Source organism: Streptomyces sp. NPDC056503 (genome assembly GCF_042794995.1).
Classification (GTDB): domain Bacteria; phylum Actinomycetota; class Actinomycetes; order Streptomycetales; family Streptomycetaceae; genus Streptomyces.
In genome coordinates this window covers 16,487-31,622 of the sequence record NZ_JBHTST010000100.1, presented here as the reverse complement: position 1 = coordinate 31,622, position 15,136 = coordinate 16,487, and the positions used below count along the sequence as shown (strand labels likewise).

Genomic DNA, 15,136 nt, shown 5'->3' with positions numbered 1-15,136 from the left:
GACGGCCGGTCCGGCTCCGCCCGGTTCAGTCGAAGGACCAGGCGCGGATCGCGCACACCCCCTCGTCCGCCGCACCCGCCGAGCGGTACGTGGCGAGCGCCGGGCCGTTGTCCGTGTCCACCGGCACCCACGCGCCCACGCAGTCCCGCTCCCTGGCCGCCGCGAGCAGCGCCTCGGTCAGCGCCCGGCCGAGCCCGCGCCGCCGGTACCCCTCGTCGACCCCCAGCTCGTACAGGCACAGCTCGGCGCCCTTGTCCGGGTGGATCATCTCGATCCCCGTCACGAACCCGGCGGGCACCCCGTCCCCGGTGTACGCGACCAGCATCAGATGACCGGGGGAGGCGAGGAAACGCTCCGCCCACTCCGGCCGCGCGGGACCGTCGTACAGGTGCTCCGCCGCCAGCAGTTCGGCCACCGTCCCGGCCCGCCGGATCTCGAACCCGTCCGCCACCACGCCTCCTCGCACGAAGCCGCCGGCCACGGGCGTACCGCGACCGCTGTACGCGGACCGTACTCCGTACGCCTCCAGGAGGCCGCCGATCTCCGTCCCGGGGCGCCGCCCGCGCACGGACGCGCCGCCTAGGCTCGGTGCCATGCGACTCCGACTTCCCCGGTGGGCCGCGGTCACCGCCGTCCTCGCCGTCCTCGCGGGCGCCGGCACCTGGACCGCCGCCGCCCTGGACGAACCCCCGCCCGTCCAGCGCGAGGACCGGGCCCTCACCCTCGACGGGGTGCGGATCGACACCTCGTACTTCACCGGCGCCGGCACCGGCCGCCGCCCCGCCGTCCTGCTCGCGCACGGCTTCGGCGGCTCCAAGGACGACGTCCGCCCGCAGGCCGAACGGTTCGCCCGCGACGGGTACGCCGTCCTCACCTGGTCCGCGCGCGGCTTCGGCGCCTCCGGCGGGAAGATCGGCCTCAACGACCCCGAGCACGAGGTCGCGGACGTGCGCGGCCTCGTCGACTGGCTCGCCGCCCGCCCCGAGGTCCTGCTCGACACGGCGGGCGACCCGCGCGTCGGCGTCACCGGCGCCTCCTACGGCGGCGCGATCTCCCTCCTCGCCGCCGGGCACGACCCCCGCGTCGACGCCATCGCCCCGCAGATCACCTACTGGAACCTCGCCGACGCCCTCTTCCCCGGGGGCGTCTACAAGAAGCTGTGGTCCGGCATCCTCTTCTCGATGGGCGCCGACGCCCGGGGCGACGCCTGCGGCCGCTTCGCCCCCGAGGTCTGCGCCCTGAGGGAACGCGTCGCCGTCTCCGGCCGGCCCGACGCCGAGGCCCGCGCCCTCCTGGAGGCCCGCAGCCCCTCCGCCGTCGGCGACCGGATCAAGGTCCCCACCCTCATCGTGCAGGGCCAGACCGACTCCCTCTTCACCCTCGACCAGTCCGACGCGATGGCCCGCGCCCTCACCGCCAACGGCGCCCCCGTCGCCGTCGACTGGACCGCCGGCGGCCACGACGGCGGCGACCGCGAGACCGGACGCGTCGAGGACCGGATCGGCGCCTGGTTCGACCGCTGGCTGAAGAAGGACGCCTCCGCCGACACCGGGCCCGCCTTCCGCGTCAGCCGCACCGGCGGAGTCGACTCCACCGACGGCCGCGCCACCCTCCGCGCGGCCACCGCCGACCGCTACCCGGGCCTGCGCGAAGCCACCCGCGAACTCGCCCTCACCGGCCCCCGGCAGCGCTTCGCCAACCCGGCCGGCGGCGCTCCGCCCGCCGTCTCCGCCGTGCCGGGCCTCGGCGGCGGCCTCGGCGGACTCTCCTCCTCCCTCGGGGTCGGCCTCGCCCTCGACTTCCCCGGCCAGCACGCCCGCTTCGACACGGCCCCGACGACCGAGCCGCTCCGCGTCACCGGCACCCCGACCGTCCGGGTCGAGGTCGCCTCGACCGCATCCGACGGCGCCGCCGTCCTCTTCGCCAAGGTGTACGACGTCGGCCCCGACGGCCGCCGACAGGTGCTGCCCGCCCAGCTCGTGGCCCCGGTCCGGGTCGAGGACGCCGGGAAGGGCCGGTCCGTCACCCTCACCCTGCCCGCGATCGACCACGAGGTGGAGGCCGGTCACCGGCTCCGTCTCGTCGTCTCCGCCACCGACCTCGGCTACGCCTCCCCGCCGACCACCGCCGGCTACACCGTCGCCGTCGAAGGCCCCCTCACGGTGCCGACCGCGCCGGCCGTCACCACCCAGGCCGCCGGCCTGCCCTGGTGGGTCTGGGGCCTGCCGCTGCTCGGCCTCGCCGTCGCCGCCGCCCTCCTCCTGACCGCCCGGCGCCGCACCGCCGGCCCGGCACCGGAGCCCGGGCTCGCCGCCGTGCCCCTCCAGATCACCGGCCTGTCGAAGAAGTACAAGGGCGGCGAGCGGTACTCCGTCCGTGACCTCTCCTTCCGCGTCGAACAGGGCCAGGTCCTCGGCCTCCTCGGCCCCAACGGCGCCGGGAAGACCACCACCCTGCGGATGCTCATGGGCCTGATCACCCCCGACGAGGGCGAGATCCGCGTCTTCGGCCAGGCCATCCGGCCCGGCGCCCCGGTCCTCTCCCGGGTCGGCTCCTTCGTCGAGGGCGCCGGCTTCCTGCCGCACCTCACCGGCCGGGAGAACCTGGAGCTGTACTGGAAGGCCACCGGCCGCCCCGCCGAGGACGCCCACCTCGACGAGGCCCTGCGCATCGCCAACCTCGGCGGCGCCCTCGAACGGGCCGTCCGCACCTACTCGCAGGGCATGCGCCAGCGCCTCGCCATCGCCCAGGCCATGCTCGGCCTGCCCGACCTGCTCATCCTCGACGAACCCACCAACGGCCTCGACCCGCCGCAGATCCGCGAGATGCGGGAGGTGATGATCCGGTACGCCGCGGGCGGCCGCACCGTCATCGTCTCCAGTCACCTCCTGGCGGAGGTCGAGCAGTCCTGCACCCATCTCGTCGTCATGGACCGCGGACAGCTGGTCCAGGCCGGCCCGGTCGCCGAGATCACCGGGGCCGGCGACACCCTCCTCGTCACCCTCGGCGAACCCGTCGCCGACGCGCTCGTCGAGAAGGTCGCCGCCCTGCCCGGGGTCGGCTCGGCGGTCCGCGCCGAGGACGGCCTCCTGGTCCGCCTCGACGCCCCCGACGGCGGTACCGCCGACGCGACCGCGCTCATCGGCGAACTCGTCCGCCTGGACGTCCCGCTGACCGGCGTCGGCCCGCACCGACGCCTGGAGGACGCCTTCCTGACCCTGATCGGAGGATCCGCATGACCGCGACGGACACCGGCCCCCGCCCCGGCCCCGGACCCCGGCCCGGCTCCGGCCCGGAGGCGCTCGCCCCCGGCTATCGCCCCGGCCGCACCCTGCCGCTGCGGGTCGAGGCCCTGCGCCAGTGGAAGCGCCGCCGCACCCTCGTGATGGCGGGGGTGCTCGCCGCCCTGCCGTTCGTCCTGATCGTGGCCTTCGCCATCGGCGGCCCCGACGCCGACGACCGCGGAGGCCGGATCACCCTCATCGACACGGCGACGGCCTCGGGCGCCAACTTCGCGGCGACCTGCCTCTTCGTCTCGGCCGGTTTCCTGCTCGTCATCCCCGTGGCGCTCTTCTGCGGCGACACGGTCGCCTCCGAGGCCGGCTGGTCCTCCCTGCGCTACCTCCTCGCCGCGCCCGTGCCGCGGGCCCGGCTGCTCGCCGCCAAGCTGGCGGTGGCGCTCGGCTACAGCGCCGCCGCGCTCTTCCTCCTGCCGCTCCTCGCCCTCGCCGCCGGCACGGTCGCCTACGGCTGGGGTCCGCTCCAGCTCCCCACCGGCGGCTCGCTCCCGGCCGGGGAGGCGGTTCTGCGGCTGCTCATCGCCACCTCCTTCGTCCTCGTCTCCCAACTGGTCACCGCGGGGCTCGCCTTTTGGCTCTCCACCCGCACCGACGCCCCGCTCGGCGCGGTCGGCGGAGCCGTCGGCCTGACCATCGTCGGCAACGTCCTGGACGCGGTCACGGCGCTGGGCGACTGGCGCGACTTCCTGCCCGCGCACTGGCAGTTCGCCTGGATCGACGCCCTCCAGCCCCGGCTGGAGTGGGGCGGCATGGCCCAGGGTGCGGCGATCTCCGTCACCTACGCCCTGGTCCTCTTCGCCCTCGCCTTCCGCGGCTTCGCCCGCAAGGACATCGTGTCCTGACCGGCCCCGCGCGCCCGGGGCTCACAACCACCCCCTCCGAGCCGCTTCCGCGCCCGCGCGGAAGCGGCTCGTCGTTCCCAGGGCGGCCATCAGCTCGCCCACGCGCCGGCTGTACGTCCGCGCCGACATGCCGAGCCGGGCCGCGGCCGCCTCGTCCGTGAGCCCCGAGAGCAGCGCCTCCAGGACCGGCCGCAGCGGCTCCGGCGGCCCGCCGGAGGCGGAGCGGGGCGGCGGGAGGCGGACCAGTTCCTCCGCCGTCGTCCAGCAGGCGTGATGAGTCCGCACCAGGGCCTGCACCACCACCGGGTCCCGGATCAGCAACAGGCCGTTGTACAGCAGCTCCAGATCGAGCGGGACCGCCGCCACCGTCCGGTCCACGACGATCAGCTTGAAGGGGATCGTGTCGGCGAACCGCGCCCGCCCCGGTATCCGCGGCCCGTCCTCCAGCCGGGGCAGCGCGTGCCGGGGCACGATCCGCCGCACCTCCCCGGCCCGCTCCGCCGCCGCGCGCATACACGCTCCCGCGAGCTCCAGGAACGGCTCGGGGATCGCGCGGGACGCCGAGGCCACCGGATCGTCGAAGGTCAGCAGCTCGTGCCGGGTCGAGGCGGCCAGCCCGGCGAGCGCCGCGCTGATGCGCCGCGCGCCCCGGACCGGGCGCCCCGCCGGCCGCTGCCCCTCGGTCGCGGCCCGGTTCATCGCCGAACGGGCGAGCATCACGGAGCCCGCGCTCTCTGCCACCGCTGACCACCCCCGCCGATCGATGTCCACTCCATGTACTCACGTGACTGCGTACGGTGACAACCCCTGTGGACAAACCTGGCGTCTCCATGCCACTGGCCCCCGTTCCGCCTTCCGTTGCCACATCGAGATCCATCCGCAACTCCTTCGCGGGGTCCGCCCGCGCCTCCCGTTCGTCACAGTCGCAGAGGCCGGGCGCGGCCCGCGTCGTCCCCGACGTCGAGCGCGCCCGCAACAAGTGCCGTACCGAAACGGGGAGTTGTCCATGAAGCGTCCTCACCGGAGAAGTGCCGTCCTCGCCGGGGTGCTCGCCGCCGGGCTCCTCGCCGCCGGCTGTGGCGGCGGGGCGAACGACTCGGCGAGCGAGTCGGGCGACCACCGGAAGGCCGCGCCGCAGGTCCCCGACGGCGGTCGCGGCGCCGCGACGCCCGCCCCCTCCGCCCCGGCCGACGGGCAGGCCACGGGCGCGCCCGAGGGGGAGCAGCGGGCCCCGAGCCCCGCCCCCGACTACCTCTCCACCTTCGCCCTCGACGTCGACACGGCCTCGTACGGCTATGCCCGCCGCTCGCTCGCCGAGGGCCGGCTGCCCGACCCCGCCACCGTCCGGCCCGAGGAGTTCGTCAACAGCTTCCGCCCCGACTACCCGCGCCCCGCCGACGACGGCTTCAGCGTCACCGTCGACGGCGCCCGCACCGGCGCCGAGGGCTGGTCCCTCGTCCGGGTCGGCCTCGCCACCCGGGGCGCGGACCGGGCCGGCGAACGCCCGCCCGCCGCGCTCACCTTCGTCGTCGACGTCTCCGGCTCGATGGGCGAGCCGGGCCGGCTCGACCTCGCCCGGCACGCCCTGGGGCTCGCCGCCGACGGACTCCGGGACGACGACTCGGTCGCGCTGGTCGCCTTCAGCGACGAGGCCGAGACCCTGCTGCCGATGACCCGGCTCGGCGACGCCCGGCACCGCGTCCGCGAGGCGGTCGACGCCCTCGCCGTCCGCTCCTCCACCAACCTGGAGGCAGGGCTGCGCACCGGCTACGACGTGGCCGCCGAGGGGCACCGGAAGGGCGCCACCAACCGGGTGGTGCTGCTCTCCGACGCCCTCGCCAACACCGGGGAGACGGCGGCCGACGCCCTCCTCGGCCGCATCGACGAGCAGCGCAGGGAGCACGGCATCACCCTCTTCGGGGTGGGCGTCGGCAGCGACTACGGCGACGAGCTGATGGAGCGGCTCGCCGACCGGGGCGACGGCCAGACCACCTACGTCTCCACCCGGGAGCAGGCCCGCAGGGTCTTCGTCGACCAGCTGCCCGCCCAGGTCGAGCTCCGCGCCAGGGACGCCAAGGCGCAGGTCGCCTTCGACCGGGAGACCGTGGAGCGGTTCCGGTTGATCGGTTACGAGAACCGCGCGGTCGCCGACGAGGACTTCCGGAACGACCGGGTCGACGGCGGCGAGGTGGGCGCCGGCCACACGGTCACCGCCCTGTACGCGGTGAAGACCCGGCCCGGGGCGAGCGGCCGGATCGCCACCGCGACCGTCCGCTGGCTGGACCCCGACTCCCGTTCCCCGCAGGAGCGTTCGGGCACGGTCGAGGCGGGCGCGCTGTCCGCCGGGCTCTGGGAGGCCGGTCACGACAGCCTGCAACTCTCGGCGATCTCGGCCTACTTCGCGGAGGAGCTGCGCGGCGGCGGCGCACTGCCGGGCGCGCCGCGCCTCGGCGAGCTCGCCGGGTACGCCGACGCCATCCGGGGACGTTCCGGTTCGGCGGTGGTCGGGGAGCTGGCCGAAGCGGTGCGCCAGGCCGACCGGCTGATCGGGGAACGGCCCGCGGGGGAGGGGGAGTTCCGCTCGGGCGACCCGTACGCCTGAGCCGTCGGGGCTCCCGTCGCGCGCGCGTGAGGGGAGCCCCGACGGGAGGGGGCGGCTGCGCGGCGGGGGCGGCATCATGACCCCATGGCCACCCTGCTGCTCGCCCTCGCCGTAGGAAGCACCGGCCTCTACGCCGGATTCCTCCTCGTCTTCCTCACCGGGATCATGCCCGCCCTGGGCCGCCTCACGGACGCCGCGTTCGTCACCGCGATGCGCCGTGTGAACGAGGCGGTGCCCAGGGCGGTCTTCATGACCGTCTTCCTCGCCGCCGCGGTCTTCCCGATCGCCGCCTATCTGGTGCCGGTGGACGGCCGGACCGGGACGCAGCGCTGGCTGGTCCTCGCCGGGTTCGTCTGCGCGGTCCTCAACCACCTGGTCACGGTCGTCGGGAACGTCCCGCTCAACAACGCGCTCGCCACCGCCGAGGGTCCCGGCGAGGATCCGGCGGCGACCCGCGCCGCCTTCGAGTCGCGCTGGAACGGCTACCACCGGATCCGTACGGCCCTGATCGTCGCCGCCTTCGGCCTGCTCACCGCCGCCGCCGTCGGCTGACACCGGAACCCTCGCCTCCGGCCCTCGGCCGGGCGGCTTTCCCCCGCCCGCGCCCGGCGGTGAAACAGACCGTCGGGTCGGGTTGTCGTCCCGGATGGCGCGATCTCGCCGAAGATCACCCTCCCGTCATCCACAGGGTCCCTTCAAAACCAAACTAGTGAGTCCGAAACATGTTGCTGGCATGGATCGAGTTCCGGCCCCTGGCGTGAAGAGGTCGTCCTTATATCCCATCAAACTGGGCGAATCTCCCTGATTTCAGGGGTCAGGATTTCATACCTTCCGGTTTCTTATTGACATGACCAGGGGGGTCTTTTTTTAATCAACCCGAGGATCCGCGTGCGCAGACACCGAGGGGGGCATAGTGGACATCCACATCCTGGGGGGGTTGTCGGTCCGCGAAGGCGGGGTATCGATCACCCCGACCGCGGCCGCACCACGTCAGGTCCTCGCCCTGCTCACCGCCTTCGCCGGCCAGGTCGTGCCCGTCACCGTCCTCACAGAGGAGCTGTGGCCGTCCGGCGCCCCGCGCGGCGCCCGGACCGAACTCGCCGCCCACATAGCGGAGCTGCGCGCGCTCATCGCCCGCGCCCTGCACGAGTCCGAGGAGGACGCCGCCGCGGGCCGCTGGACCGAGCGGCGCACCGCCGACGCGGTCCTCGTCTCGCTCCCCGGCGGCTACCGCCTCGACACCGGCGTCGGCGTCCACGACATCGGACAGTTCGAGCGCGCGGCCGGCGCCGGATACCGCGCCATGGACGCCGGCGACCTGGTCCGCGCCTCGCTGCGACTCGGCGAGGCCCTCGCCCTCTGGCACGGCGAGCCCTACGCGGGCGTGGCCGCGGGCCCCTGCCTCCGCCGCGAGGTCGAGCGCCTGGAGTCCGCCCGCCTCAGCGTCCTCGACCAGTGGGTGGAGGCCCAGCTCGGCCTCGGCCGACACGAGGAGATCCTCTCCGAACTGCCCGGGCTCGCGGCCCGCTACGCCACCAACGAACCGCTCCAGGCCCACCTCATGGTCGCCCTGCTCCGCTGCGGCCGCCACGAGGAGGCCCTCGCCGTCTACGAGCGGCTGCGCACGGTCCTCCACCGCGAGACCGGCATGGAGCCCTGCGCCCGCCTCCGCCGGCTCCAGCACTCCGTCCTCGCCGTCCGCCACACGCGCGTGGGCGCCGGAGCGGGCGCCCGCACCCCGCTCGCCGCCACCTCCGCCGAGGCCCTCTTCGGATACGCCACCGGGCCCGGAACCACGCGCGCGGCCTTCGACGCGGTACCCGCCGGCGGTTGGTACGGTCCCGCCGTGCCGCGCGTCCCCGCGCAGCCCCAGCCGGGCCGCGCCGGCACCGTCACGGCGGGTGTGGCCATGGCCGTCTGACGCGACGTCGGGTCCGCCCGTGAGGGGGACGGCGGACCTCGGGGAATGAAGTGCCGCACGTCACCGTTGACCCGCTCCCGGGGCAGAATGAGGTTCGGCCGCCAGGACGGGTTTCCGCCGAGGTGCCCGATTCAGGCCAGACGACGGGGGTGGGGGAGATGGACACGCGGGGAGTGGACGAGGGCGCGGGCGCCGACGCGCTGCTCGCCGTCCTGGAGCTGCTCGCCGGGCGGGCCGCGCCCGGCCAGTTCGAGGCCGTCCTCGACGAGGCCCGGCTCGCCGGACTCGACGGGGCCGGACTCGGCCGACTGGAGCGGGCCGTCGCCCTCGCCGGCTCCCTCCACGAGGAGCGCGCCGCCGACCGGGGCCGCGCCGCCCGCAGCGGCGCCTCCCTCGCCGTCCTCACCGACACCGCCCGCGACCTGACGCTCAGCTACGACCTGGACGGCCTGCTCCGGATCGTCGCCCGCCGCGCCCGCCGCCTCCTCGGCCTCGACATGGCGTACGTGACCCTGCGCGGCCCCCAGGGCGCCTGCTACATCCGCGTCACCGAGGGCTCCCGCACCGGCGGCGACACCGGCGCCACCACCGGCCCCGGCCTCAGCGTCGGACTGCGCATCGGCGCCGGCAACTGCCTCGGCGGCATCGTCCAGCGCACCGGCGAACCCATCTGGACCCCCGACTACCCCGCCGACGAGCGGTTCACCAGCGGCGAGGCGCCCGACCCGGCGGCCGCCCTCGACGGCGCCGAGGTGGTCGACCCCGGCGACGAGGCCGTCCGCGCCGAAGGACTCCGCGCCGTCCTCGCCGTGCCGCTGCGCAGCGGCGACTCCGTCATCGGCGCCCTCTTCGGCGCCGACCGCCGGGTCCGCGAGCACACCCCGCAGGAGATCGCCCTGCTGGGCGCCCTCGCCGACCTCGCCGCCCTCGCGGTCGAGAAGGCCGGACTCCTCGACCGCACCCGCGCCGAACTCCTCGAACTGGAACGGGACAGCGCCCGCGTGCGCACCAGCCTCACCCGGATGCGGCACGTCTCCGAGGCCCACGGCCGGATCATGAACCTGGTCCTCGCCGGCGGCGACCTCCCGCACGTCGCCAAGGCCGCGGGCGACGCCCTCGACGCCACCGTGATGGTCCGCGACCCCGGCGGCCGCCGCCTCGCCGCCTGCGGCGACTTCCCCGGCCTCGACGAGGAGGCCGTCGCCAAGGCCTCCCTCGATGCCCACGCGCTGCGCCGGCCCGTCCTCGCCGCCGACTCCGTCTGGGTCGCCCCCGTCATCGCCGGGTCCGAGGACCTCGGCGGCCTGGTCGTCCGCGTCGACGGCGGCCTCACCGACGAGGACGAACGACTCCTCGAACTCGTCGCCCAGTCCGTCGCCCTGCTCCTCCTCATGCAGCGCTCCACCGCCGTCGCCGAGGGCCCCGTCCGCGACGAACTCCTCGACGACCTCATCGCCGACCCGCCGCACTCCCCGCAGCAGAGCGCCCGGCGCGCCCGGCGCCTCGGCGTGGACCTGCGCAAACCGCACGTCCTTGTGGTCGCCCGCCCGGAGGGCGGCGAGCAGGGCCGGGCCGTGGTCTGGGCGTCCTCGTACGCGTACCGCCTCTCCGGCCTCAAGACCGTCCAGGGCGGCTGCGTCGTGCTGCTGCTCCCCGGAGTGGACGCCTCCGCCGCCGCCTCCGCCGTCTCCGAGGAGCTCACCCCGCTCCTCGGCCACCCCGTCTCGGTCGCCGCCGCCGGCCCCGGCGGAAGCCCCGACGCCGTCGGCCCGCTCTACGCGGAGGCGCTGCGCTGCCTGGACGCGATGAGCGCCCTCGGCGGTACCGGTTCCGCCGCGGCCGTCGCCGACCTCGGCTTCCTCGGCATGCTGCTCTCCGACGACCACGACGTCGACGGCTTCGTGGAGAACGCGATCGGGCCCGTCCTCGACTACGACGCCGAGCGGCTCACCGACCTCACCCGCACCCTGGAGGCGTACTTCGCCTCCGGCGCCAGCCCCACCAACGCGGCCGAGGCCCTGCACGTCCACCCCAACACCGTCTCCCGCCGCCTGGAGCGCATCGGCGAACTCCTCGGCCCCGAATGGCAGAAGCCCGGCCAGGTCCTGGAGGTCCAGCTCGCCCTGCGCCTCCAGCGCACCCGCGAGGTGCTCGGCCGCCGCCGCGCCGCCGCGGCCCCGCCCCGCCCCCCGGCCGGCCCCCTCGACTGACCACGGGCTCCACGGGCTCCACGGGCTCTACGGACTCCGCGGGACACCCGCCACGCACGCGTGCGTGGCCGTCACACACGCACGTGAGTGCCCGTCCGCGTCACGCGGACGGGCACCCCGCTCCGGTGGCCCGTTGGGGCGGGCTCGGGCGGACGGCCGGACGGGGTCCGGCCGGGAGGCGTCAGAGGGCGCGTCAGCCGGCCGCGCGCCGTGCGGCGTGGCCCGCCGACTCCCACGCCGAGCCGAGCACCGTCGCCGTGTGCGCGGCCGAGGCCAGCGTGATGTGCCGGTGCCAGCCCCGGTAGGAGCGGCCCACGAAGTCCCGCAGCCCCGCCGCCTCGCCGACGGCGGCGAAGTCCCGGTCCACCCGCTGCGCCAGCTTGGTCAGCCGCAGCAGCGAACCGACCGTCGCCTGCGTCAGGTCGCTGATCCACACCCGGGCCGGGCCCCGGCGCGGGTCGTCCCACTCGCCGAGCAGCATCAGCGGCCGCATCCGCTCCCCGCCGGGGGAGGGCAGGGCGACCCGGACGGCCGTCGCGAGCGAGGTCCGCGAGGTCCGCGCGCCGCCGACCGTGTCCACCCAGCTCACCGGCCTGCGCAGTCCCTTCAGGGACTCGAGTATCTGCGCCGCGGGCAGCGGGCCCGCGCCGAAACCGGGCAGCGAGCGGTCCGCGATCGCGAGCCGCGAGCCGGCCCCGATCCGCGCCACCACCGGCACCCCGGCCGCGGCGAGCCGCGCCAGCGCCGCCCGGCCGGCCCCGCCCCTGATGTCGAGGAGCACCGGCTTGCGGGTGATGTCGGTCCAGCGCGCGGTGTCGAGGGCGGCGGAGACCGCGCACTCCTCCAGCGTCTCCTCGCCGGCCTCGTCGGGCACCTCCGCGCGGTCGCGCCGCGTGCGGTCGTTCACCCACGGGTCCGGCAGGAACAGCCGCCAGTTGACCGGAGCGCTCAGCTCCTCGCCGGCGAACCACACGCCGAACGCCTGCTGGCCCTGGAAGACCTGCCCGCGCTCCGGGTCGAAGCGCCGGTCCACGCCCACCGAGTGCTCGCCGGCCTTCGGGATCGGCATCGGCCGCACCACCCAGGCCTGCGGGTGCCCGCCGCGCTCCAGGAACCGCCCGAGCGAGGCCCGCATCGGCTGCCAGTCCCAGGTGGAGCTGGAGATGAAGTGGTGCAGGCTCTGCTCGGCGGCCGGCCCGCCGATCTGCGCGGCGATGTTCCGGATCGACTTGCGGCCCTGCGCGGTCAGCAGCCCGTGCAGGTACTGCTCGGCCTTCAGACGCTGGTCGCGGCGGGCGAAGCCGGAGAAGAGCGCGGAGGTCAGGTCGGTGTAGACGGACTCTCCGGGGCGCGGCGCGGCGGCCCGGGGCACGGCGCGGACCCGGGGCCGCGGCACGGTCGGCGTGGCGGCCATGGCGACCGTCTCGCGCTTGATTGCGACGGATGTACTCACGACACTCCTGCCCGTCCTGCCCGAAGGATGCGCAGCTGCCTCCCGCTGCCCCTCCACCGTCGCCCCTCCACCCCCGTCCCGACGAGGTGGACCCGGCACCCGAATCGGCCGCCGGATGGTGGCCGGACCACCGTCACGCCCCTGACCTGCGCCTCGCCCCCTCCCGAACGGACCGCGAACCAGCCCCGAACCGCCCCCGGACCGCCTTCGGAGTGCCCCCGCACCACCCTCCGAGGGCGGGGTGGTGGCCGGACCACACCCCCCGGCGCCTCCCCGGACCTCCCCGGCGCCGTGGCGGGAACCTCCCCGGGAACCTCCCCCGCCCCGCCCCGAGGCCTCCCCCTCCGGACCTCCTCCGGACCTCCTTCGGACCTTCTTCGGACCTTCTTCGGACTTCCTTCGGGCCTTCTTCCGGTGCCGCGGATCCCGCCCCGGAGGAGCTGACAGACTCACCGGACCCGCTTTGACCCGTCGCGCTCCGTCGCCGGACCATCGCAGAGCGAGGCGACACGGGCAGGACCCGGTTAATGCCCCAGGCCGGTACCGTGCCCGTGCGCCTCGCTCCACGGCACGTCCCCGGCGTCCCGCGGCCTCGCGCCCGGCCCGGCCGCCCCGCCCTTAACCTGGGGGTATGGGAGCGCGGGAACAGGTGCCGGTCGTCGCGGTGGTGGCCGCCGGCGGTGTGCTCGGCGCGTTCGCCCGCTACGCGGCGACCCTCGTCTGGCCGACCGGGCCCGGCACCTTCCCCTGGACGATCTTCCTGGTCAACGCCGTCGGCTGCGCCCTGATCGGCCTGCTGATGGTCTTCGCCACCGAGGCCCCGACCGCTCCGCACCCGCTCCTGAGGCCCTTCCTCGGCACCGGGTTCTGCGGCGGCTTCACCACCTTCTCGACGTACGCGCTCGACACCCGGGGCCTGTTCGGGGCGGGCAGCCCCGCCGAAGGCGTGCTCTACCTGGGCGGGACCCTGTTCACCGCGCTCGCCGCCGTCGTGGCCGGCGTCACCGCGGGCCGCGCGGTGTGGGTGCGGAGGGAGACGGCGTGACCCGGCCGGAGCGGCGGAGGCACGTCACCGGTCCGGCGCTGCGGCTGACGATCGTCGTCGGAGAGAACGACACCTGGCACCACCGTCCGCTCTCCAGCGAGATCGTGCACCGCGCCCACGCCGCCGGTCTGGCCGGTGCCTCCGTCTTCCGGGGCGTCGAGGGCTTCGGCGGCGCCGCCCTCATCCACACCGCCCGGATCCTCTCGCTCAGCGAGGACCTGCCGGTGGCGGTCCTGATCGTGGACGAGGAGGAGCGGATCCACGCCTTCCTGCCGGAGGTCGAGGAGCTGGTGACGGGCGGTCTGGTGGTCCTCGACGCGTGCGAGGTGGTGCGCTGGGCGGGCGGCGCCGACGCCCCGGAAGGGACGCCGGCGGAGTGAACTGGCTGCTCGTCGCCCTCGGCGCCGCCGTGGGCGCGCCCCTGCGCTACCTCACGGACCGGGCCGTGCAGGCCCGCCACGACTCGGTCTTCCCCTGGGGGACCTTCACCGTCAACGTCGTGGGGTCGTTCACCCTCGGCCTGCTCACCGGCGTCACCTCGGCGCAGGCGCACCTGCTGCTCGGCACCGGCCTGTGCGGTGCCCTCACCACGTACTCGACCTTCTCGTACGAGACGCTGAAGCTGTACGAGGGCGGGGCGAAGGGGTACGCGGTCCTGAACGTGGCGGGCAGCCTGACCGCCGGGCTCGGAGCCGTATGGCTCGGAACCGAGGCGGCCGGGCTGCTGTAGGCCGGGTCGCGCCACCGTCAGGCGGTGATCCAGTCCGAGGTGGCGATCACCGGCTGGACGCCGTCGCGGTGGACGGTGCCCTCGATGAGGCCGTACATGCGGTCCGCCGCGAAGTACACCTCGTTCTCGTTCTTCAGGCCGAAGGGCTCCAGGTCCACCAGGAAGTGGTGCTTGTTCGGCAGGTTGAGCCGCACCTCGTTGACCGTCGGCACGTGGTCGAGGACCCGGCAGGCCATCGCGTGCAGGGTCTGCTGGAGCGAGTAGCTGTACGTCTCCGCGAACGCCTCCAGCATGTGGCGGCGGGTCTTCTCGTAGGAGCGGTCCCAGTCGTGCTCCGGGTCCGCCGCGGCCGTCGCCGAGTTCGCCCAGCGGGCGGTGACCTTGGTGGCCAGGATCCGGTCGTACGCCTCCCGGAGCGTCGTGTACCCGTCCTTGAGGTAGCCGTGGAACTCGGAGTTGGTCGAGTTCATCACGGTCAGGTCCTTCAGCCCGGACAGCACCTGGAGGCCGGTGGCCTCGCTGTACGTGACCTGCGCGGTGCGCACCTCCTGGCCCTTGCGGACGAAGGAGTGCTGCTCCTTGCGGGTGGGGACGGGGATCCGCTCCCAGGCGTACTCCTCGACGCGGACCTGCGCCTCGCGGATCACCTCCTGCGAGGTCACGAAGTGCCGGGCGAGGTGGATCGCGAAGGCCTCGGGGGAGGTGACGCCGTGCTCCTTGGCGAAGGCGTAGACCGTGTTCTTGGTGGTGTCGGTCGGCAGGCAGTTGGCGTTGTCGCCGGTCAGGTGGACGTCGCGGTACTCGCCGCGCAGCGCCACCGACACGTTCAGGTCGCGGATCTCGTGCCAGGCGCCGTCCTCGCCGCCCCTGCGGGCGATCCTGACGATGCGGTTCTCGGCCTTGCCGTACTGGTTCTGGGCCAGGACGTGCTTGCTCATGCGGTTCAGCTCCTGCGGGTACGCGGATACGGATATCCCGTACGCCCGGCGTCCAGCGCGCCCGCGTCCCGCGGCCGTGCGCTCCCCGCCGTCCGG

At 75.1% G+C, this 15,136-nt stretch carries 13 protein-coding genes; 9 read left to right on the top strand and 4 right to left on the bottom strand.

What is annotated here, in order from left to right; translation table 11 throughout:
* Positions 1–25 precede the first annotated feature (25 nt).
* Complete coding sequence (locus ACFQ8C_RS26085) at positions 26–451, bottom strand: GNAT family N-acetyltransferase (RefSeq protein WP_383461842.1); 426 nt, start codon at positions 449–451, stop codon at positions 26–28.
* A 142-nt stretch (positions 452–593) separates the two neighbouring features.
* Here ACFQ8C_RS26085 and ACFQ8C_RS26080 point away from each other — a divergent pair, with 142 nt between their 5' ends.
* On the top strand, positions 594–3,239 hold the full coding sequence (locus tag ACFQ8C_RS26080; protein ID WP_383461840.1) for an alpha/beta fold hydrolase: 2,646 nt from the start codon (positions 594–596) through the stop codon (positions 3,237–3,239).
* Positions 3,236–4,141, top strand: a complete 906-nt coding sequence (locus tag ACFQ8C_RS26075) for an ABC transporter permease (protein ID WP_383461839.1) — start codon at positions 3,236–3,238, stop codon at positions 4,139–4,141. Before ACFQ8C_RS26080 ends, ACFQ8C_RS26075 begins: the two co-directional genes overlap by 4 nt.
* Before the next feature lie 21 nt (positions 4,142–4,162).
* Here the strand turns inward: ACFQ8C_RS26075 and ACFQ8C_RS26070 are convergent, their stop codons facing one another.
* Positions 4,163–4,882: a DNA-binding response regulator gene (locus ACFQ8C_RS26070; protein ID WP_383461837.1), complete on the bottom strand. Its 720-nt coding sequence runs from the start codon at positions 4,880–4,882 to the stop codon at positions 4,163–4,165.
* Between the two features lie 265 nt (positions 4,883–5,147).
* Between ACFQ8C_RS26070 and ACFQ8C_RS26065 the strand changes: the two genes are divergently transcribed.
* The 4 genes from ACFQ8C_RS26065 (at position 5,148) to ACFQ8C_RS26050 (ending at position 10,874) form a co-directional block, all read left to right on the top strand.
* Positions 5,148–6,743, top strand: coding sequence for a von Willebrand factor type A domain-containing protein (locus ACFQ8C_RS26065; protein WP_383461836.1), 1,596 nt, complete (start codon positions 5,148–5,150; stop codon positions 6,741–6,743).
* An 84-nt stretch (positions 6,744–6,827) separates the two neighbouring features.
* Positions 6,828–7,295, top strand: coding sequence for a DUF1772 domain-containing protein (locus tag ACFQ8C_RS26060; RefSeq protein WP_383461834.1), 468 nt, complete (start codon positions 6,828–6,830; stop codon positions 7,293–7,295).
* A gap of 361 nt (positions 7,296–7,656) precedes the next feature.
* Entirely contained in the window at positions 7,657–8,664 is a 1,008-nt protein-coding gene (locus ACFQ8C_RS26055; protein WP_383461832.1) for a BTAD domain-containing putative transcriptional regulator, read from the top strand.
* A 158-nt stretch (positions 8,665–8,822) separates the two neighbouring features.
* On the top strand, positions 8,823–10,874 hold the full coding sequence (locus ACFQ8C_RS26050) for a helix-turn-helix domain-containing protein (protein ID WP_383461830.1): 2,052 nt from the start codon (positions 8,823–8,825) through the stop codon (positions 10,872–10,874).
* Between the two features lie 193 nt (positions 10,875–11,067).
* Here the strand turns inward: ACFQ8C_RS26050 and ACFQ8C_RS26045 are convergent, their stop codons facing one another.
* Entirely contained in the window at positions 11,068–12,327 is a 1,260-nt protein-coding gene (locus ACFQ8C_RS26045) for an IS701 family transposase (RefSeq protein WP_383461828.1), read from the bottom strand.
* Between the two features lie 631 nt (positions 12,328–12,958).
* On the opposite strand from ACFQ8C_RS26045, the gene ACFQ8C_RS26040 reads away from it, so the two are divergent.
* Genes ACFQ8C_RS26040 through crcB form a run of 3 tightly spaced genes read left to right on the top strand, consistent with a single transcriptional unit; the run spans position 12,959 to position 14,102 of the window.
* A complete protein-coding gene (locus ACFQ8C_RS26040; RefSeq protein ID WP_383461826.1) occupies positions 12,959–13,372 on the top strand; it encodes a fluoride efflux transporter FluC in 414 nt (137 codons plus the stop codon).
* Positions 13,369–13,752, top strand: coding sequence for a DUF190 domain-containing protein (locus ACFQ8C_RS26035; RefSeq protein ID WP_383461824.1), 384 nt, complete (start codon positions 13,369–13,371; stop codon positions 13,750–13,752). The genes ACFQ8C_RS26040 and ACFQ8C_RS26035 overlap by 4 nt, the downstream gene beginning before the upstream one ends.
* Positions 13,749–14,102 (top strand): fluoride efflux transporter CrcB, encoded by a 354-nt coding sequence (gene crcB, locus ACFQ8C_RS26030; RefSeq protein WP_383461822.1) that lies wholly within the window; start codon positions 13,749–13,751, stop codon positions 14,100–14,102. The genes ACFQ8C_RS26035 and crcB overlap by 4 nt, the downstream gene beginning before the upstream one ends.
* Before the next feature lie 17 nt (positions 14,103–14,119).
* Here crcB and pucL read toward each other — a convergent pair whose 3' ends face one another.
* Complete coding sequence (gene pucL, locus ACFQ8C_RS26025) at positions 14,120–15,040, bottom strand: factor-independent urate hydroxylase (RefSeq protein ID WP_383461820.1); 921 nt, start codon at positions 15,038–15,040, stop codon at positions 14,120–14,122.
* Between the last annotated feature and the right edge of the window lie 96 nt (positions 15,041–15,136).

Coding starts and splice junctions, on each gene's coding strand:
- ACFQ8C_RS26080 (WP_383461840.1), top strand. CDS start 594: ATGCGACTCCGACTTCCCCGGTGGGCCGCGGTCACCGCCGTCCTCGCC.
- ACFQ8C_RS26075 (WP_383461839.1), top strand. CDS start 3,236: ATGACCGCGACGGACACCGGCCCCCGCCCCGGCCCCGGACCCCGGCCC.
- ACFQ8C_RS26065 (WP_383461836.1), top strand. CDS start 5,148: ATGAAGCGTCCTCACCGGAGAAGTGCCGTCCTCGCCGGGGTGCTCGCC.
- ACFQ8C_RS26060 (WP_383461834.1), top strand. CDS start 6,828: ATGGCCACCCTGCTGCTCGCCCTCGCCGTAGGAAGCACCGGCCTCTAC.
- ACFQ8C_RS26050 (WP_383461830.1), top strand. CDS start 8,823: ATGGACACGCGGGGAGTGGACGAGGGCGCGGGCGCCGACGCGCTGCTC.
- ACFQ8C_RS26040 (WP_383461826.1), top strand. CDS start 12,959: ATGGGAGCGCGGGAACAGGTGCCGGTCGTCGCGGTGGTGGCCGCCGGC.
- pucL (WP_383461820.1), bottom strand. CDS start 15,040: ATGAGCAAGCACGTCCTGGCCCAGAACCAGTACGGCAAGGCCGAGAAC.